General features: G+C 55.0%; 17 protein-coding genes, 2 tRNA genes and 1 pseudogene. 13 read left to right on the plus strand and 7 right to left on the minus strand.

Annotated elements, in window-relative coordinates; translation table 11 throughout:
• Position 1 precedes the first annotated feature (1 nt).
• Complete coding sequence (locus tag QCD60_RS20765) at positions 2 to 892, plus strand: BadF/BadG/BcrA/BcrD ATPase family protein (RefSeq protein WP_279788124.1); 891 nt, start codon at positions 2 to 4, stop codon at positions 890 to 892.
• Positions 889 to 2,052 carry an N-acetylglucosamine-6-phosphate deacetylase gene (nagA, locus tag QCD60_RS20770; RefSeq protein ID WP_279788125.1) on the plus strand — a complete coding sequence of 388 codons (1,164 nt, stop codon included), beginning with the start codon at positions 889 to 891 and terminating at the stop codon, positions 2,050 to 2,052. Before QCD60_RS20765 ends, nagA begins: the two co-directional genes overlap by 4 nt.
• Positions 2,053 to 2,197: 145 nt before the next feature.
• Here the strand turns inward: nagA and QCD60_RS20775 are convergent, their stop codons facing one another.
• Genes QCD60_RS20775 through QCD60_RS20785 form a run of 3 tightly spaced genes read right to left on the minus strand, consistent with a single transcriptional unit; the run spans position 2,198 to position 5,103 of the window.
• Complete coding sequence (locus tag QCD60_RS20775; RefSeq protein WP_279788126.1) at positions 2,198 to 2,878, minus strand: LUD domain-containing protein; 681 nt, start codon at positions 2,876 to 2,878, stop codon at positions 2,198 to 2,200.
• On the minus strand, positions 2,878 to 4,317 hold the full coding sequence (locus QCD60_RS20780) for a LutB/LldF family L-lactate oxidation iron-sulfur protein (protein ID WP_279788127.1): 1,440 nt from the start codon (positions 4,315 to 4,317) through the stop codon (positions 2,878 to 2,880). The genes QCD60_RS20775 and QCD60_RS20780 overlap by 1 nt, the downstream gene beginning before the upstream one ends.
• A 3-nt stretch (positions 4,318 to 4,320) precedes the next feature.
• A complete protein-coding gene (locus tag QCD60_RS20785) occupies positions 4,321 to 5,103 on the minus strand; it encodes a (Fe-S)-binding protein (RefSeq protein WP_279788128.1) in 783 nt (260 codons plus the stop codon).
• Between the two features lie 169 nt (positions 5,104 to 5,272).
• Between QCD60_RS20785 and QCD60_RS20790 the strand changes: the two genes are divergently transcribed.
• The 11 genes from QCD60_RS20790 (at position 5,273) to QCD60_RS20840 (ending at position 15,363) form a co-directional block, all read left to right on the plus strand.
• Positions 5,273 to 6,028 (plus strand): FCD domain-containing protein, encoded by a 756-nt coding sequence (locus QCD60_RS20790; RefSeq protein ID WP_279788129.1) that lies wholly within the window; start codon positions 5,273 to 5,275, stop codon positions 6,026 to 6,028.
• 238 nt (positions 6,029 to 6,266) lie between these two features.
• On the plus strand, positions 6,267 to 8,192 hold the full coding sequence (gene thrS / locus QCD60_RS20795) for a threonine--tRNA ligase (protein WP_279788130.1): 1,926 nt from the start codon (positions 6,267 to 6,269) through the stop codon (positions 8,190 to 8,192).
• Between the two features lie 44 nt (positions 8,193 to 8,236).
• Positions 8,237 to 8,734: a translation initiation factor IF-3 gene (infC, locus tag QCD60_RS20800; RefSeq protein WP_347950297.1), complete on the plus strand. Its 498-nt coding sequence runs from the start codon at positions 8,237 to 8,239 to the stop codon at positions 8,732 to 8,734.
• A 116-nt stretch (positions 8,735 to 8,850) separates the two neighbouring features.
• A complete protein-coding gene (gene rpmI, locus QCD60_RS20805) occupies positions 8,851 to 9,045 on the plus strand; it encodes a 50S ribosomal protein L35 (protein WP_104157036.1) in 195 nt (64 codons plus the stop codon).
• 41 nt (positions 9,046 to 9,086) lie between these two features.
• A complete protein-coding gene (gene rplT, locus QCD60_RS20810; RefSeq protein WP_104157035.1) occupies positions 9,087 to 9,440 on the plus strand; it encodes a 50S ribosomal protein L20 in 354 nt (117 codons plus the stop codon).
• A gap of 131 nt (positions 9,441 to 9,571) precedes the next feature.
• A complete protein-coding gene (gene pheS / locus QCD60_RS20815; protein WP_279788131.1) occupies positions 9,572 to 10,567 on the plus strand; it encodes a phenylalanine--tRNA ligase subunit alpha in 996 nt (331 codons plus the stop codon).
• 52 nt (positions 10,568 to 10,619) lie between these two features.
• The gene (gene pheT / locus QCD60_RS20820) at positions 10,620 to 12,995 is read left to right on the plus strand and encodes a phenylalanine--tRNA ligase subunit beta (protein WP_279788133.1); all 2,376 of its coding nucleotides are present in this window, start codon (positions 10,620 to 10,622) and stop codon (positions 12,993 to 12,995) included.
• 22 nt (positions 12,996 to 13,017) lie between these two features.
• Positions 13,018 to 13,323: an integration host factor subunit alpha gene (gene ihfA, locus QCD60_RS20825; RefSeq protein WP_104157032.1), complete on the plus strand. Its 306-nt coding sequence runs from the start codon at positions 13,018 to 13,020 to the stop codon at positions 13,321 to 13,323.
• Between the two features lie 235 nt (positions 13,324 to 13,558).
• A tRNA-Pro gene (locus QCD60_RS20830) sits at positions 13,559 to 13,635 on the plus strand.
• A 101-nt stretch (positions 13,636 to 13,736) separates the two neighbouring features.
• A tRNA-Pro gene (locus QCD60_RS20835) sits at positions 13,737 to 13,813 on the plus strand.
• A gap of 218 nt (positions 13,814 to 14,031) precedes the next feature.
• The gene (locus tag QCD60_RS20840; RefSeq protein WP_279786338.1) at positions 14,032 to 15,363 is read left to right on the plus strand and encodes an IS4 family transposase; all 1,332 of its coding nucleotides are present in this window, start codon (positions 14,032 to 14,034) and stop codon (positions 15,361 to 15,363) included.
• A gap of 39 nt (positions 15,364 to 15,402) precedes the next feature.
• Here QCD60_RS20840 and QCD60_RS20845 read toward each other — a convergent pair.
• From QCD60_RS20845 to QCD60_RS20860, 4 genes and pseudogenes are all read right to left on the minus strand, one after another.
• A pseudogene (locus QCD60_RS20845) lies at positions 15,403 to 15,690 on the minus strand (formyltransferase family protein); the annotation flags it as partial.
• Between the two features lie 187 nt (positions 15,691 to 15,877).
• On the minus strand, positions 15,878 to 16,147 hold the full coding sequence (locus tag QCD60_RS20850) for a hypothetical protein (protein ID WP_279788134.1): 270 nt from the start codon (positions 16,145 to 16,147) through the stop codon (positions 15,878 to 15,880).
• A gap of 285 nt (positions 16,148 to 16,432) precedes the next feature.
• Positions 16,433 to 16,780: a hypothetical protein gene (locus QCD60_RS20855; RefSeq protein ID WP_279788135.1), complete on the minus strand. Its 348-nt coding sequence runs from the start codon at positions 16,778 to 16,780 to the stop codon at positions 16,433 to 16,435.
• Between the two features lie 327 nt (positions 16,781 to 17,107).
• The gene (locus tag QCD60_RS20860) at positions 17,108 to 17,698 is read right to left on the minus strand and encodes a DUF3237 domain-containing protein (RefSeq protein ID WP_279788136.1); all 591 of its coding nucleotides are present in this window, start codon (positions 17,696 to 17,698) and stop codon (positions 17,108 to 17,110) included.
• Positions 17,699 to 17,723 lie beyond the last annotated feature (25 nt).

The raw sequence follows: 17,723 nt of genomic DNA on the forward strand, positions 1-17,723 counted from the left end.
GATGAGTAAACAATATTGGCTTGGGGTAGACGGTGGCGGCACGCACTGCCGGGTTCGTCTTTATGATGAACAGCAACAGGTAGTGGGTGAGGCTGCCTCGGGTAGCGGCAATCTGCGTCTCGGGGTAGATCAGGTATTCGCGCATATCATCACCGCCAGTTTGCACGTGGTACGCAGCGCAGGGCTACCGGATGATACGCTGGCTCAGGTGTCGGTCGGTATGGGGATGGCGGGCGCGTGCCAGCCGCAGCAGCAGGCAGAAGTGGCTGCCTGTTCACATCCTTTTCGCTCTGTCAGCTTGCTGACGGATGCTCATACTGCTTGCCTGGGGGCTTTTTGTGGCCAGCCGGGTGCCATTCTTATCCTCGGTACAGGGTCTTGTGGCCTGTACTTCGACGGTCAGCATTTTCACTCCATTGGTGGCTGGGGCTTTCCCATTTCGGACGGTGGCAGCGGTGCCATGCTGGGGCTGCGACTGATTCAGCAGTCACTGCTGGCTTTTGATGGTATGCAGCCGGTCACTGAACTTTCTCAGCGGCTGCTTGAGCAGCTGGGCGGTCACCCGGTCGAGGCGGTCGCGTGGATGGATCAGGCCAGGCCCCGCGACTATGCTGCGCTGGCGCCGTTGGTCTGGCAGGCCTATGAGGCTGGTGATGTGCTGGCGGACAGTCTGGTCACTCAGCATTTGGACGATGTTCGCCTGCTGCTTAGTCGATTGCAGCAACTGGGCGCCGGGCGCTGTGCGCTGATGGGAGGGCTGGCAGCGCGGACTTCTGCTCAATTATCTGCGGAGTTTGGTCATTTTCTGGTCGATCCTCAGCAGGATGCCTTGTACGGAGCCATGTTGCTGGCGCGTGATGGCATCGAGCTGCAGGGAGGGTTGCGCACATGAGTCAGCAACAGCTACCGGTGGCGCTTCGAGGGGCTCGCATCTTTACCGGAGCCGATTGGCTTGAGGGATATGCACTGCTGCTCGACAGCGGCAGAGTGGCAGGCTGTGTTGATGAACAGGCAATTCCTGCCGGGTACACTCCTCACTCGCTGGAGGGGGGGATGCTGGTGCCCGGACTGGTGGACGTACAGGTCAATGGTGGTGGCGGAGTATTGTTCAATGACCAGCCGGACATCGCCGGCTTGCGCACCATGATGGCTGCGCATCGGGCGCATGGTACGACGGCTATGTTGCCCACCCTGATCACTGACACTGATGCCAGCATGCTGCAGGCTATCGCCGTTATAAAGCAGGCGCGACGGGAGTCGCTGCCCGGTATTGCTGGCATTCATCTGGAAGGCCCTTACCTCAATGTCGGCAAGAAAGGGGTACATCGTGCCAGTCAGATTCGCGTGATGGATGCGGAGCACCGCGACTGGCTGTTGGCGCTTGCAGAGCTTGGCAGTGTGGTGCTGACCCTGGCACCTGAGCAGCTGCCTGATCTGGCCTGGATTACTGCGTTTGCCGAGCGGGGGATGCGGGTCTGTGCGGGCCATACGCTGGCAGACTACGGGGTAATGCGGGCGGCCCTGCAGCACGGCGTCGCTGGTTTTACTCATCTTTTCAATGCCATGTCCGGTATGCAGAGCCGTGATCCCGGAGTGGTGGGAGCGGCTCTGGAAGATGCTATTAGCTGGTGCGGCCTGATTGTCGATGGTCATCATGTGCATCCCGCCAGTCTGAAAGTGGCCATTCGTGCCAAAGTCCGTGGCAAGATGATGCTGGTGACCGATGCCATGCATACTGTCGGGGTCGCAGGCGAGGAGTTTGCATTGCTCGGAGAGGCGATTTACAGACAGGACGGATGCCTGAAAACGGCTGACGGCACACTGGCAGGTTCAGACCTGGGTATGCTGGAGGCGGTGCGAAACAGTGTCGAGATGCTGGGGTTACCGCTGGAAGAAGCCCTGCGTATGGGCAGTCTCTATCCGGCTCAATTTCTGCGGCGCCAGGAACTCGGGCATCTGCATAAAGGGGCGCAGGCAGACGTCCTGTGGCTGAGTGAGGCGCTGCAACTGCGCAGCAGCTGGATTGGTGGTGTGGCAGAACATTACTGCTAGGGGGGCGATCTGCTGTGTAGCGACCGCACGGTGTTGAAAAGACCTTCGGCTTGCTCATTCAGGTCGACCATATTGACCACCCGAAAATACCAAGGGCAGCCTGTTAAGCTGCCCTTGGTCGTTATGGCAAGGTCATCGCCGTGGGTTAATTGTCCATGACGATAAAGATGCTCAAACGCTTGGGCCCGTGGGCACCCATCTGCAGTCGTTGCTCGATATCCGCACTGCGTGAGGCGCCGGTAATCATATTGACTGTCCGAGGCATGCCACCTGTCTGCTGGTTTTGCTGACGCAAGCGTGTCCAGGCATCTTCATAGCTGCCGACAATCTGTGAGCTGCGCAACACGACCAGATGCCAGTCCGGCAGGAAGTGCAGTGTGGTGGGGTGATTCGGTGCTGAGGTGATCATCAGTGTGCCGGTTTCAGCAATCCCCGCCAGGCAGGGCGTCAGGCTGGCATGGTCACCTACCTGTGCGGGGCGTATCTGACACTGTATGCCCTGTGATGCCCAGTCATGCTGCTGCCATTGTGCATCGGCTGTCGTCACCAGCGAGGTAATACCCTGTTGTTGCAGCTGGTCGGCTATCGCTGCCAGTGCCGCTGTTTCTGTTTCATGCAGGCTGACATCCGCAATGGCTTCGGTTGCCATTTGCTGGAAACGGGCCAGCAACTCTGCCTTGTCGCCCTGGCCGCGGGCAGGAATCAACACCGGGGCATGGTGCTGGATACGTTCTGCTACCCGCTGTCTTGCTGCCTGTTCGGCAGCGTCGGAGGTGTCTCGTTTGGCTCTCAGTTTGGCGAGAATCTGTTCACGTCCGCTGTTCATTACCGGCGACCTCCCTGCTGTTGCTCCGACTGCTGGCGTTTCTTCCATTGGTCCATAAAGGTGCCTTGCTGTGGTGCTGGCATATCACGCCAGTCAGTCCATCCCGTTGCCAGAGGTAATTTACTAATACGACCGTTTCGCGCCAGGCGGCGCAGCAGGAAGTTGGCGCTGCGAGACATCCAGCGATAGAGCGTGGGTCGTTTGGCGAAGGCTGCCCACCCCCACAACCCCTGACGTACCGTTGACGGTGTCAGATGCCGTTCGAATTCGCGTTCGCGCCAGTGTCGCATCAGTTTGGGTAGCGGAATGCGTACCGGGCAGACCGACTCGCACTTGCCGCAGAAGGTGGACGCATTGGGCAGATGGCCTGCCTGATCTACACCAATCAGCTGAGGGGTCAGTACTGAGCCCATCGGACCAGGATATACCCAGCCATATGCATGGCCGCCAACAGAGCCGTACACCGGGCAATGGTTCATACAGGCGGAGCAGCGGATGCAGCGCAGCATGTCCTGAAACTCACTGCCGAGCATGTCAGAGCGGCCGTTGTCCAGCAGGATGACATGGTACTGTTCTGGACCATCCTGATCAGTGCTGCGCTTTGGGCCGGTTGACAGGGTGTTGTAGACGCTGAACTCCTGGCCGGTGGCGGAGCGGGCAAGGAGACGCAGAAACAGGCTCATATCCTCCAGTGTCGGGACTACTTTCTCGATGCTGGTGATGACGATATGGACCTTGGGCAGTGTCTGCGTCAGGTCGCCATTGCCTTCGTTGGTAACGATGATGCTGGAGCCGGTTTCCGCCACCAGAAAGTTGGCGCCGGTAATGCCCACATCCGCAGCGACAAAATGTTTGCGCATGACGGTGCGTGCCTCTGCCATGAGTTCGGCGGCATCTTCGGTGCGTTCGGTAAAACCGTATTTGGGGTGGTGCTCATGAAAGGCGTCGCTGACATCTTCCAGATTGAGATGTATTGCCGGGGCAATGATATGGCTCGGATGATCGTGACGCAGTTGCAGGATGTACTCACCCAGATCGGTCTCAACCGGCTGAACGCCATGCTGCTCCAGATAGTCGTTAAGATTGATCTCCTCTGAGATCATCGACTTGCCCTTGGTCACTGTCCTGGCACCGACGCTGCGACAGATGTCCAGAATTTGCTGGCGGGCCTGCTCTGCATCGGCTGCCCAGTGAACCTGACCACCATTGGCGGTGCAGTTACGCTCGAAGGTTTCCAGATACAGATCGAGATGAGACAGAATGTGATTTTTCAGATCGCGGGCCTGATCGCGCAGCGGCTCAAACTCAGGCAGGCGTGACACCGCGATGGCTCGCTTGCGGGGAAAACCATCACGAAGGTTGCCCAAGGCCTTCTGTAACGAGGCGTCATGCAGGGCGATGCGGGCATTGGCTTTGAATTCCGGGCTATGAATCTCCACGATTTATACCTCCGCGTCGCCAATGGCAGGTTGGTGGCAGGCATCAGCGAGTACTTCCGCAACGTGACGGACCTGTACATCGATGCCTTCCCGCTTGAGCTTCCCTGCCATGTTAAGCAGGCAGCCCAAATCCCCGCCGAGCAGGGTGTTTGCACCACTATCCTTGATGAAGCGTGTTTTGTTGCTGACCATGCGGTTGGAGATGTCCGGGTATTTCACGCAGAAGGTGCCACCAAAGCCGCAGCAGGTTTCGCTCTCTTCCATTTCCTTAAGCTCCAGTCCCTTGACCTGGCCAAGCAGGGTGCGGGGCTGTTGTTTGACTCCCAGTTCACGTAAGCCGGAACAGGAATCGTGATAGGTGACCCTACCATCAAACTGGGCATCAATACCCTGAAACTGCACCACATCCTGCAGAAAACTGGTCAGTTCCCAGGCGCGGGCAGCCAGTTTTTCTGCGCGCTGCTGCCAGGCAGGTTCGTCCGTGAAAAGTTCGGGGTAGTGATGCAGCATGCCAATGCAGGAGCCTGATGGACCTACCACATAGGGATAGTCCTCGAAGGCGTCGATGACTTGCCGGGCAATATCCTTGGTGGTGAGCCTGTCGCCTGAGTTGAACGCTGGCTGGCCGCAGCAGGTCTGGGTAGGCGGTACTTCGACGCTGTAGCCTGCCTGTTCCAGCAGTTTCACCGCAGCAAAGCCAACGCTTGGGCGAAACATATCGACCAGACAGGTGACAAATAAGGCGACCTTGGGGCGCGCAGGCGTATAGGTATGCACAGCAGGCATGGTTTTCCTCATCAAGGCAGGGTGGCACCGCAGTCTTGATAACGACAGCTGCGGGCAATTTGTTGTTATAAACATGAGCGGCTACGGCTCGTATAGGGGTAATTAAAGGCGCCGATGGCAAAAATGCAAAGGCTGGGGTAGCGTACTGGTCTGACCAGGAATGAGCGTTATGACTGAGCAGCACAACGAAAATATCGAGAGAGCGGACATGTTCTGCATCAGCAAGGCGGACCAGCTGTCAAAACACATTACCGGACGGATCATCAGTGGTCAGTGGAAACCTGGACAGCTTATGGCGTCAGAGCGACAGCTGGCAGCTGAGTTCGAAATGTCCAGAGCGATGGTTCGGGAAAGTGTCACTCAGCTAGTGGGTAAAGGGGTGCTGCAAAGTCGTCATGGGCAGGGCACCAGAGTGTGCAATCCGATGGCACACCTGTTCGATGAGCATTTTGGCGATCTGCCGCAGGACTCCTATGAGCTGCAGCTGGCGGTGCTGGAAATGCGCACTGTGATTGACGGTGAAGCTGCCTGGTACTTCTGTCAGCGCGCTTCAGCTGAGGAAATGCAGATGCTGGTCAGTGAGTTTGAGAGGATGGAGCAGCGACGCCACCATGCCATGACGCCGCTTGAGCGGGCCAAGGCAGACCTGACGTTTCACATGCTGATTGCTGAGCATTGTCATCAGATTCTGATTATCAGTCTGGCGCAGCTGCTCTACAGCAAATTCTTTAATGCCATCTACGGTGTGCTGGGGCGCACCCATCGGCGCACGGGAGGTTACCCTCCTCATATTGAGGAGCAGCACCGGAATATTTTTCAGACCATCTGCAGTCGTGATGCCGAGGCAGCAAGGCTGGCGGCTGAACAGCATATCCTTACGACCCGGCAAACTCTCGAGCAGTTGGAACCGGGGCGGCAAGGCTGAGCAGGGTGGTGACCTGGCTTTGCTTCCTTTATTCCCCGGTTAAGTTGCAGAAAAGCGCCTTATTGAGCGCTGGTTGGCGCCATATCAGGCTGTTATACTGCCACGCCTGTCGCACTTGGTTTGTGCGCTATTCAAGCCCTCATTCACCGCCCTGTGGTCGGTAACTGTTTTACCGGCGAATGGCGAATTGTCTTATGTGGCCCGTCGTGGGGGTCACCACTGAGCAAAAGGATAGAACATGCCTGTAATTACTCTCCCTGACGGTAGTCAGCGCGAATTTTCCAATCCTGTAAGTGTGTATGATGTTGCCGCCAATATTGGTGCTGGTCTGGCCAAAGCCACCATCGCCGGTCGCGTCAACGGCCATCTGGTTGATGCCTGTGACATCATCGATACCGATGCCGAGTTACAGATCATTACCGCCAAGGATGAGGAAGGCGTCGAGATTATTCGTCACTCCTGTGCGCACCTGATCGGTCATGCTGTCAAACAGCTGTACCCAACCGCCAAGATGGTTATTGGTCCGGTGATCGACGATGGCTTCTACTATGACATTTCCTATGAGCGCCCCTTTACGCCAGAGGATCTGGAAGCAATCGAGAAGCGCATGCAGGAGCTGATCGCCAAGGATTACGACGTCATCAAGAAGATGACTCCTCGTGATGATGTCATCCAGGTATTTGAGTCGCGCGGTGAAGAGTACAAGCTGCGTCTGGTGGATGACATGCCTGACGAAAAGGCAATGGGGCTGTACTACCACGAAGAATACGTGGATATGTGCCGTGGACCGCACGTACCCAACACCCGTTTTCTCAAAGCCTTCAAACTGACCAAGATTTCAGGTGCCTACTGGCGCGGTGACTCCAAAAACGAGCAGTTGCAGCGTATCTACGGTACTGCCTGGGCAGACAAGAAAGCCCTGAGCGCTTATCTGGAGCGTCTGGCTGAAGCGGAAAAGCGCGATCACCGCAAAATCGGTAAGCAGCTTGACCTGTTCCATACTCAGGAAGAAGCACCGGGCATGGTGTTCTGGCATCCCAATGGCTGGACTATCTGGCAGGCGGTAGAACAGTACATGCGCCGTATGCAGAACCAGCGTGGCTATCAGGAGCTGCGTACTCCTCAGGTGGTTGAGCGCACTTTGTGGGAGAAGTCCGGTCACTGGGACAAGTTCAAAGAGCAGATGTTCACTACTCATTCCGAAGAGCGTGACTTTGCTATCAAACCAATGAACTGCCCCTGTCATGTGCAGGTGTTTAACCAGGGCCTGAAGAGCTATCGTGATCTGCCCCTGCGTCTGGCCGAGTTTGGTTCATGTCACCGTAATGAGCCCTCTGGTGCGCTGCACGGTATTATGCGCGTGCGCGGCTTTACTCAGGACGATGGTCACATTTTCGTTGCTGAAAGCCAGATTCAGGATGAAGTGTCACAGTTCATCGATTTCCTCCATGAGGTGTATGCGGACTTTGGCTTCAGCGAAATCATTTACAAGCTGTCCACTCGTCCAGAGCAGCGTGTAGGCTCTGATGCCGTGTGGGACAAGGCGGAAAAAGCGCTGGCTGATGCACTGGACGCAAAAAAACTGGACTGGCAGGAATTGCCGGGCGAGGGCGCATTCTATGGTCCGAAGATTGAATTCTCTCTGAAGGACTGTCTGGGACGTGTATGGCAGTGCGGTACCATTCAGGTGGACTTCTCCATGCCTGGCCGTCTGGGTGCCCAGTTCGTCAATGAGCAGGGAGATCGTGAGACTCCGGTCATGCTGCACCGTGCGATCCTGGGATCGTTTGAGCGCTTCATCGGTATCCTGATTGAGAACTATGCCGGTTCTATGCCCGCCTGGCTGTCGCCAGTGCAGGCGGTGGTGATTAATATCACCGATAAACAAGCGGAGTATGTCAAAAAAGTTGAGGAATTCTTACTGAATCAAGGCTTCCGTGTGAAAGCGGACTTGAGAAACGAGAAGATCGGCTTTAAAATCCGCGAGCACACTTTACAGAAGATCCCTTATCAGCTGGTTGTAGGCGATAAGGAGGTTGAATCGAATACTGTCACCGTTCGCACTCGCACAGGGGAAGACCTCGGCAGCATGAGCTTGGACGCTTTTGCCCAACACCTTACTGCTAATATCGCGAAGCGTGGACGGGTTGCAACGGAGAACTAGCCATTAAGCGTACTACAAACACACCGCGTGGTGATAAGACCCTAATTAATGAAGAGATCCGCGCACGCGAAGTTCGTCTGGTAGGACCGGACGGAGAGCAGATCGGAATCGTATCCATTAATGATGCTCTGAGCAAAGCAGCAGAAACCTTGCAGGATCTGGTGCTGATCGCCCCCGAGGCGGAGCCTCCGGTGTGTAAGATAATGGACTACGGTAAACATCTGTTTGAAAAGAAAAAACAGTTGGCCGTTGCGAAGAAAAAGCAAAAGCAAACTCAGATTAAAGAAATGAAGTTCCGTCCAGGAACTGAAGAAGGGGATTACCAGGTAAAACTGCGCAACCTGGTACGTTTCCTTGAAGATGGTGACAAGGCCAAGGTCTCTCTCCGCTTCCGCGGTAGGGAAATGGCGCACCAAGAGCTGGGCATGCAGTTGATGCAGCGAATTGAACAAGATCTTGTTGAATTGGCGGTCGTCGAACAGCGTGCCAAGCTTGAAGGGCGTCAGATGGTCATGGTCCTGGCACCGAAAAAGAAGAAGTAACCCCGCTCTATATACTGCCCTGGGTCAATCCTTGGATAGATGTAAAGCTGGCCCGCTTAGCATTAAGGCTGAGCGGGTGAGGGTTACGTTAACATTCTGAATGCGTGGAGTAGATGATGCCAAAAATCAAATCCAACAGCGGTGCTGCCAAGCGCTTTAAAAAGACTGGTAGCGGCTTCAAGCACAAGCAGTCTTTCCGTCGTCACATTCTGACCAAGAAGACCACCAAGCGTAAGCGTCAGCTGCGTGCTACTCACCATGTAGAAGCAACTGACCTGGGCAACGTGTCTCGCATGCTGCCTTACGCATAAGGCACTTTTGAATCAGATTTAACTAACGGAAGGATTGAAATATGCCTCGCGTAAAACGTGGTGTGGTCGCTCGTCGCCGCCATAAGAAAATTTTAAAGCAAGCTAAAGGTTACTACGGTGCACGTAGTCGTGTATTCCGTGTAGCCAAGCAGGCCGTTATCAAAGCTGGTCAGTATGCTTACCGTGACCGTCGTCAGCGTAAGCGTCAGTTCCGCGCTCTGTGGATTGCTCGTATCAACGCCGGTGCACGTCTGAACGGTCTGTCTTACAGCCGTCTGATCGCTGGCCTGAAAAAAGCAGCCATCGAGATCGACCGTAAGGTCCTGGCTGATCTGGCTATGAATGACCAGGTAGTATTTGCAGCGGTTGTCGAAAAAGCCAAAGCGGCTCTGTAAGACACCCACCTGATTGCTTTTTTAACAGAGCATATTAGGAAAGCTGCTTACGATTGTAATCGTAGCTACTGTTTAATAGGGGAAGGGTGTGTAGCTCTTCCCCTATTTTCGTTTCTGGAGCCCCTGAATCTATGGAAAACCTTGATACCCTGCTAAACCAGGGCAGTGAAGCGATAGCCACCGCTGCAGATCTGCAGGCGCTGGATGCTATCCGTGTGCAATATCTGGGCAAGAGTGGCGAAATTACCCAGCTGCTCAAAGGTCTCGGAAAACTGTCGGCGGAAGAGCGCCCGCAGGCTGGTGCTGCTATCAACGTCGTGAAGCAGCAGCTTCAGGATGCACTGAATGCCCGGCAGGAAATGCTGCAGTCACAAGAGCTGGAAGCCAAGCTGGCTGGTGAGCGTATTGATGTGACTTTGCCTGGTCGCAGTCAGGACATGGGTGGTCTGCACCCAGTGACGCGTACCATTGAGCGTATGGAGCAATTCTTCGGCAGTATCGGTTACAGTGTTGCTGAAGGCCCGGAAGTTGAAGATGACTATCACAACTTTGAAGCGCTGAATATTCCTTCTCACCATCCGGCGCGAGCCATGCACGATACCTTCTATTTTGATGTTGGTACTCTGCTGCGCACCCATACCTCACCAGTACAGATTCGAACCATGGAAGCGGGTCAGCCGCCTATCCGTATCATCTGTCCGGGCCGTGTATATCGCTGTGACTCTGACCAGACGCACTCACCCATGTTCCACCAGGTAGAGGGGCTCCTGGTTGATAAAGGTGTGAGCTTTGCAGATCTGAAGGGCACAGTATCGCGCTTCCTCAAGGTTTTCTTCGAGCAGGATGATCTGGCGGTGCGTTTCCGTCCATCCTATTTCCCTTTTACTGAGCCTTCTCTGGAAGTGGACATTGGCTATACCGTCAACGGTGAACAGCGTTGGCTGGAAGTCATGGGTTGCGGCATGGTGCATCCCAAGGTGTTTGAGTACGTGGGGATTGATCCAGAGGTCTACACTGGCTTTGCCTTCGGTATGGGTGTAGAGCGCCTGGCGATGCTGCGTTACGGTGTGCGTGATCTGCGTCTGTTCTTTGAAAACGATCTGCGCTTCCTGCGTCAGTTCCGTTGATTGTTCGATGGAACCAGGAACCAAGCATTTCAGTTAAACAAAGAGGCACAGCATGAAATTTTCAGAACAGTGGTTACGTGAATGGGTCAATCCCGCGATCAACAGTGATGAGTTGATGGCGCAGGTGACTCTGGCCGGGCTGGAAGTCGATGACGTCATTCCGGTAGCTGGCAAGTTTTCTGGTGTGGTAGTAGGCAAGATATTGACTGCCGAGCAACACCCTAATGCAGACAAGCTGCAAGTCTGTCAGGTCACTGATGGTAGTGAAACCTTCCAGGTAGTCTGTGGCGCTCCCAATGCGCGAGCAGGGCTGGTGACTGCTTTCGCTCGTATCGGCGCCGAATTACCCGGCGACTTCAAGATCAAAAAGGCCAAGCTCCGTCAGGTGGAGTCCTGCGGCATGCTGTGTTCAGCACAAGAGCTGGGCATCAGCGAAGATCATGATGGCATCATGGAGCTGGCTGAAGATGCGCCCATTGGTGCGGACCTGCGTGAGCTGTTGAACCTGAATGACATCACTATTGATGTTGATCTGACCCCAAACCGCAGTGACTGCCTGAGTATTCGTGGTCTGGCACGCGAAGTGGGTGTCCTGAATCAGTGTGACGTAGCCGAGCCAGTGATCGAAGCGGTTGCAGCAAGTTGCGATGCTACGTTCCCCGTACGCATCGAAGCCGGTGCAGCCTGTCCCCGTTATCTGGGGCGGGTCATCAAGGGCATTAATCTGGGTGTGGCTACACCTGACTGGATGGTGGAAAAGTTGCGTCGTAGTGGCATCCGCAGTATTGATCCCGTTGTTGATGTAACCAACTTCGTGCTGCTTGAGCTTGGTCAGCCCATGCATGCCTTTGATCTGGCGCAGCTGGAGAGCTCAGTTGTTGTTCGTATGGCTAAAACCGACGAAACACTGACTCTGCTGGATGGCAGCGAAATCAAACTGGCTGCAGACGAGCTGGTTATTGCTGACGAAGTTAAGCCCGTCGCGCTGGCAGGCATCATGGGGGGTGAGCACTCAGGGGTTAACGCTGATGCGCGTGACATCTTCCTTGAGTGTGCTTTCTTCAGTCCGCTGGCGATTGCCGGCCGTGCACGTCGTCATGGCCTGCATACTGACGCCTCTCATCGCTATGAGCGCGGAGTTGACCCAGAGCTGCAATACCTGGCCGTTGAGCGTGCTACCGCGTTGCTGGTTGAGATCGTTGGGGGTGAAGCAGGCCCGGTAGTGGTCGCTGAAGCTCCAGAACACCTGCCTGTACGCAATGTGATTCGTCTGCGTGATGAGCGTCTGGCAATGATGCTGGCCGTCGAGCTGCCAGAATCTGAAGTGGAAAGCATTCTGCGCCGCCTGGGGATGTCTCCACAGCGTGCTGAGGCGGGAGTGTGGCAAGTGCAGGTGCCTTCATGGCGCTTCGATATCAGTCTGGAAGTAGACCTGATTGAAGAGATTGCGCGTATTTATGGCTACAACCGACTGCCATCAAAACAGCCTGCTGCTGCCATGGAAATGCCTGCCTTGCCTGAGCACAAGGTGCAGTTGGGCCGCTTGCGTCAGACGCTGATCAGCCGTGGCTATCAGGAAGCGATTACCTTCAGCTTCACTGAGCCCAAGCTGTTGGCTAAGTTTGATCCAGAGCGTATACCACTTGCGTTGGCCAACCCGATCTCTGCCGATTTGGCGGTGATGCGGACCACCTTGTGGGCAGGACTGGCCAAAACGGTTCAATACAACCAGAACCGTCAGCAGTCACGTGTGAGGCTGTTTGAAACGGGCCTGCGTTTTGTGCCGCAAGGTGATGAGCTGGTCCAGGAAAAGGTCATTGCCGGGGTAATCTGCGGTGAGTGTATGCCGGAGAGCTGGCATGGCAAGTCAGATCCTGTCGACTTCTTTGACCTGAAGGGTGATGTTGAAGCGATGTTAAGTCTGACGGGCAAGCAATTCAGCTTTGAAGCTGATGCTAATCCAGCACTGCATCCCGGTCAGTCTGCCAGTATTCGCAACGAGCAGGGGCAGCTCATTGGTTACATCGGCCGTTTGCATCCGACGCTGCGTAAAGAGCTGGATTTGAATGGCGACCTGTTCCTGTTCGAGATCAGTCTGGCCTTGTTGCAGGAAGGTGTAGTGAACAGCTTTGCCGGCGTATCCAAGTTCCCCGAGGTGCGTCGCGACATTGCTGTTCTGGCTAAAGATGAAGTGTCATTCGCTGATCTGCAGAGTGTTGTTCGCGATGCAGCTGGTGACAGCTTCAAGAATGTCGTCATATTCGACTTGTATCGTGGTAAGGGTGTACCAGATGGTCACAAGAGTGTGGCGCTGGGCTTGACCTGGCAGGATCCATCACGCACTCTTACTGATGACGAAATTAGTGCTGCAGTCACCAAGGTTATCAATGACTTGGAAGCTAAGCTGGGTGCGGCACTGAGAAGCTGAGGATGCAGCCGGAGGGTTTAAGATGGGTTCTCTGACCAAAGCCGATATATCCGAGCGACTGTTTGAAGAGCTGGGGCTCAACAAGCGGGAAGCGAAAGAGGTCGTTGAGTCTTTTTTCGAGGAAATCCGTGAAAGTCTGAGCGCTAACGAACAGGTCAAATTATCAGGGTTTGGTAACTTTGATCTGCGTGACAAGCGAGAGCGTCCGGGCCGAAATCCGAAAACGGGAGAGGAGGTACCCATTTCTGCTCGAAGAGTGGTTACTTTCAAACCGGGTCAGAAACTGAAAGAGAAGGTGGAAATGTACACTGATCTTCAGACCCACTAAAACCTGTAAGCTGTAATTCTGAAAGACCCATGGCCACAACCATGGGTCTTTTGTTTTCCCCTGAAAAGACCGCTTTCAGCCCGGAATGCGACCGCTGCAGATTGTCTGGAATAGAAAAACGGGTTGCAATTTCAAATGCTTACGCTATCATACGCGGCACAAAGTGAGACACCGGTTGAAACCCTCCGCAAGTCGAAAGAATCGATGAGCGAATAAGGCGAGTAAACAATTCAATCGGGGCGTAGCGCAGCTTGGTAGCGCACTTGCATGGGGTGCAAGGGGTCGCAGGTTCAAATCCTGCCGTCCCGACCACTTGAACGGGTCTTAGCATTCGTAGTGGTTGAAGGGCTGACTTTGGAAATGATTTATATGTGGTTTGTTTGTTGTGCGAGGCGGCAAATTACAGAAGAATTCGGGGCGTAGCGCAGCTTGGTAGCGCACTTGCATGGGGTGCAAGGGGTCGCAGGTTCAAATCCTGCCGTCCCGACCAAAATAAAAGGCCGATCTGGAGACAGATCGGCCTTTTCGCATTTCATTGTCCTATCCTGAATAAGGTTTACACCTGCCTGTAATTTCGCGCTTCTTTTGGCACAGCGTTAACGCATGAAAACGGGGCTTTTGGCTAATGCCAGTCAGTTAAGCCCAACAGCTTGACCTTTTGCGCCCTGAAACGAAAATCCGATGCTTGTTTTGAGCATCGGATTTTTTATGCGACTGTCCCGCGCCTTGGCACTGACTCACGAAGCTGCTTCTACTACTCACGCCCTTGATGAACTGGGGGCGCTGCTTGATCCAGACCTGGTCAGCACCGCACTGGAAACGGCGGGAGTGGCGACCATACGTAAGCGACGCCTCCCTCTTGAGTCCATGATCTGGTGCGTGATCGCCATGGCGTTGTTTCGCCGGATGTCGGCCTGGGATGCTGCGAGTCGTATGGACATCATGCTGCCTGGGCAGAGGCCACTGGTGGCACCCAGTGCCATCGTGCAAGGTCGGCAGCGCCTGGGCAGTGCGGCGGTGCGAGAAGTCTTTTCCCTGACGCAACAACGCTGGCATGCCAGCGCCAATCACCCCACCTGGGCGGGTTTGCGCCTGCTCAGTGTCGATGGCGTGGTCTGGCGCACACCGGATACGGACGACAACCGCAAGCACTATGGCAGTGCCAGTAACCAGCATGGCGATACCGGCTTTCCTCAAGTGCGCATGGTCTGCCAGATGGAACTGACCAGTCACATGCTGGTGAGCAGTGCTTTTGCCGGCTACCACAGCAACGAGATGAAGCTGGCCGAACAACTGATCGACAGCACACCCGATCACTCGCTGACCTTGTTCGACCGTGGCTTCTATTCGCTGGGGCTTCTTCATCGCTGGCAACAAACAGGCACTCAGCGCCATTGGCTACTGCCGCTGCGCAAGGATGCTCAATATGAGGTGCTATACAAGCTGGGACGCCAGGATGCCATCGTCTCGCTAAAGACCTCGCCGCAGGCGCGTAAGCAATGGCCCGAGCTGCCCGACACGCTACAGGCCAGGTTATTAAGCAAGACCATCAAGGGCAAAGTCCGGCAAGTACTGACTTCGATGATCGATCCTCTGCGCTTTCCGCCAGATGACATCGTGGATCTGTACAGCCAGCGTTGGGAAATCGAATTGGGCTATCGAGAAATGAAGCAAGGCATGCTCGCGGGTCACTACACACTGCGCAGTAAAACGCCGGAGATGATTGAACAAGAGCTGTGGGGCGTACTGCTGGGGTACAATCTGCTGCGTTATCAAATGCTGGAAATGAGTCGCCACTGCCCTGGCATCTCCCCCTGCGAAATGAGTTTCACCGCCTGCACCTGGGCGATCCTGGGCTTCTTGAACGGGGTCTCTTTGAATCATCCAGGCAACATCCCTCGCTACCTGGCTGAACTACAGGCTTCGGCCATGCACTACGTCCTGCCTCATCGACGTGAGGAGCGCAGTTACCCGCGGGTGGTCAAGCCCAAGCCGTCCAAGTATCCGACCAGAAATAAAAATGCCAGTCAGCTTAACTGACTGGCATTAGGCTTTTGGCCCCGTTTTTCGTCTCTGAAACTACCCCGTTTCCCGCAGTGTTTTGCGGCTGATTTTAGGTTCCCATGTGGCCAGGGTTTCATTCTGGTGCTGGCGGGTGATTTTGTCGTCTCTGGCATCCGTGATCACCTTTGTCAGAAGCCGGACGCCCATCGGTGCCAGCTCCCGCCTGGCGGGGGTATCGCTGGAGCGGATATGGCACCAGTCTTGGGCTGCGATAGGACCGCCGTCGGCTACTTCATTCATCCAGTACACGCTACCGCCGGTGATGCGTTCGCCCATGTGGACTGCCCAATAGACGGCATCTCCGCCCCGGTGCCTGCTGGTATGTTTTCTGGTTTTAGGCGTTGGCCAGTGTGGACAGGGATGCCTGAGCTAAAAGCGTTAGCGGCCAGCCTGTCACTAACGCTTGGCGCGTACACCGCTAACACCTCGACGCCTTCTAATTGCTGGCACTGAGCCAGTACCTCGGTGGCCAGCCAGTTCTGGCCAACAATCATGATTCGCATGGTGCTCCTAAATAGCGGAAGCCTTGCACCGCCCGGAAGTGGCCGCCGTGCTGGGCGCTCAATGAACGGCCGCTCTTGCGTTTGGCCAGGGTGGATATTTCTCCGTTTAGTTTGGCGCTGACCTGCGTCCAGTGTGGGTCACGCCGTAATGCGTCAGCCAGCCCTGGGTGAGAAGTATGGAACAGGGTCGGCATGGGCTTGCCGTAGCGGTTCAGCCCCAGCCGCCACCGTTCACAAATGGCATTCAAAAAGCGCATGCCCACGCCAGCGCCTTGCCACTCTGCAGGCGGGCCAGGTCTGCGCGGAAGCGTTCGCCGTTCGACAGGGCCGCATATGGCCGCCTGCTTAGGGTCTTGCTCAGGTGAAATAGCATCCATGATCTGTCGGACAGCAGGCCAGTGTGGCACCCAGTGCTGAACGTCTGCCCAGAAGGCGTGGCCGATATTATGTGCCCCTTCCTGTTACATAAAGGCTGGGGCTTTGGCTGAGTATTGTTTTGGCAAAAAGCAGGCGCAGCCGACACTGACTGCTAACGTCTAGTGTTAGTGGCTGCTCTCTGAAACTATCTCAGCAAAACGAGAGCGGGCTTGCTCAACTGACACATCCTTGGGTAGCAAAGGGTTGCTCTTCTTGAGGGAATGCTCCAGACAGTCGACTACGCCCTGTTTACTTGGGTCTATTAAATCCATACGGCAGTCTATGGCAAGCACCGCGAGGAGGGTGCGGTCCTTTTCAGGCATCTGGAATAGGGTGGGCCATACCATCTGAAGACGTTCAATATTGGCTTTGCCCCGTTGTTCGCCAAGTGATTTTGCATTGTAAAGTATGGCGGCAACTATCCCGGCCGCGATAAGTAAGAGGGTACACCAAAATACAGTCGATTTACGCATAATGAGCCTGTTCGTGCAGTCAGTTGGTATCGATACCAGCTGACCTTCCCCCGATATTTAATCCAACCTGTTGCTAGTAATGCCGTTGGTTGTTGCTTCTGTTTCCTGCTTTCGGAACGCAAATGCGAACTCCAGCGGGGTCTGATAATTCAGTGATGAGTGCGGTTTCTGTGCATTGTAACCGACTCGCCACTTACTTGAACCGGCTCTAGGTTCAGATGGTGTGGATTCGGGTGTTCATGCAGGCCGCATGAAAACTCTGATAGTTTCTGAAAGATTAGCGGGTGGTGACCTTCATACCGTCACCACCCTGTATTTGCGCTTATCTTAAGCGCCTTCAATCTTGTAGATACTGATGAGTACTTCGTGCTCGCTGACGCCATCAATAGTGCCGTTGAAAATGTAGTCACTCAGCCAGGCGTGTTCTCCGGGTTGAGTCTTGAATTTCGGCGTGGTGCGACAGTAGAAGTCACTCTCTTTCATATCCCGTAGTTGCAGACCTTTTGCTTTTTTAGCCAGACCAGATTCGTTGAGGCGCCAGATGCCCGCGTTATCAATGATGATGATCTGGCCGTCATCGGTTTTCAGTCGGTACAGCGCATTGACCATGGTGACCCCGTCTTCGCGTGTGACCGACATGTCTGCACCACCGGGCACGACGGTGCCGCGCATACCTTTGCCGATAAGGGTGCCGCCAATGATGGGGTAATTAATACGCATACCGTCAGCGCCTTTGCCCATGTCTTCACGCGGACCGAGCTGGACATCGATTTGCATGACCAGCTCATTGCTCAACCGGTTGGGAATCTTTTCTTTCAGCTCGTCTGCCTGCACGGTGGGTAGCCAGGTGGTGGTCAGTGCCAGTGCTGCTCCGCTGAGCAACTGCAGTGCCTGACGGCGTGATGTGAATGTGCGCATATGTGGGCTCCTAATTGAAGGTGAG

This window comes from Pokkaliibacter sp. MBI-7, assembly GCF_029846635.1.
In the GTDB taxonomy this organism is placed as follows: Bacteria; Pseudomonadota; Gammaproteobacteria; order Pseudomonadales; family Balneatricaceae; genus Pokkaliibacter.

What these genes read in the sequence shown, in the direction of transcription:
- thrS (WP_279788130.1), top strand. Translation starts at nt 6,267, where the DNA reads ATGCCTGTAATTACTCTCCCTGACGGTAGTCAGCGCGAATTTTCCAAT.
- pheT (WP_279788133.1), top strand. Translation starts at nt 10,620, where the DNA reads ATGAAATTTTCAGAACAGTGGTTACGTGAATGGGTCAATCCCGCGATC.
- QCD60_RS20775 (WP_279788126.1), bottom strand. Translation starts at nt 2,878, where the DNA reads ATGAACAGCGGACGTGAACAGATTCTCGCCAAACTGAGAGCCAAACGA.
- rplT (WP_104157035.1), top strand. Translation starts at nt 9,087, where the DNA reads ATGCCTCGCGTAAAACGTGGTGTGGTCGCTCGTCGCCGCCATAAGAAA.
- QCD60_RS20785 (WP_279788128.1), bottom strand. Translation starts at nt 5,103, where the DNA reads ATGCCTGCTGTGCATACCTATACGCCTGCGCGCCCCAAGGTCGCCTTA.
- rpmI (WP_104157036.1), top strand. Translation starts at nt 8,851, where the DNA reads ATGCCAAAAATCAAATCCAACAGCGGTGCTGCCAAGCGCTTTAAAAAG.
- QCD60_RS20850 (WP_279788134.1), bottom strand. Translation starts at nt 16,147, where the DNA reads ATGCGCTTTTTGAATGCCATTTGTGAACGGTGGCGGCTGGGGCTGAAC.
- ihfA (WP_104157032.1), top strand. Translation starts at nt 13,018, where the DNA reads ATGGGTTCTCTGACCAAAGCCGATATATCCGAGCGACTGTTTGAAGAG.
- QCD60_RS20840 (WP_279786338.1), top strand. Translation starts at nt 14,032, where the DNA reads ATGCGACTGTCCCGCGCCTTGGCACTGACTCACGAAGCTGCTTCTACT.
- QCD60_RS20860 (WP_279788136.1), bottom strand. Translation starts at nt 17,698, where the DNA reads ATGCGCACATTCACATCACGCCGTCAGGCACTGCAGTTGCTCAGCGGA.
- QCD60_RS20765 (WP_279788124.1), top strand. Translation starts at nt 2, where the DNA reads ATGAGTAAACAATATTGGCTTGGGGTAGACGGTGGCGGCACGCACTGC.
- QCD60_RS20855 (WP_279788135.1), bottom strand. Translation starts at nt 16,780, where the DNA reads ATGCGTAAATCGACTGTATTTTGGTGTACCCTCTTACTTATCGCGGCC.
- pheS (WP_279788131.1), top strand. Translation starts at nt 9,572, where the DNA reads ATGGAAAACCTTGATACCCTGCTAAACCAGGGCAGTGAAGCGATAGCC.
- nagA (WP_279788125.1), top strand. Translation starts at nt 889, where the DNA reads ATGAGTCAGCAACAGCTACCGGTGGCGCTTCGAGGGGCTCGCATCTTT.
- QCD60_RS20790 (WP_279788129.1), top strand. Translation starts at nt 5,273, where the DNA reads ATGACTGAGCAGCACAACGAAAATATCGAGAGAGCGGACATGTTCTGC.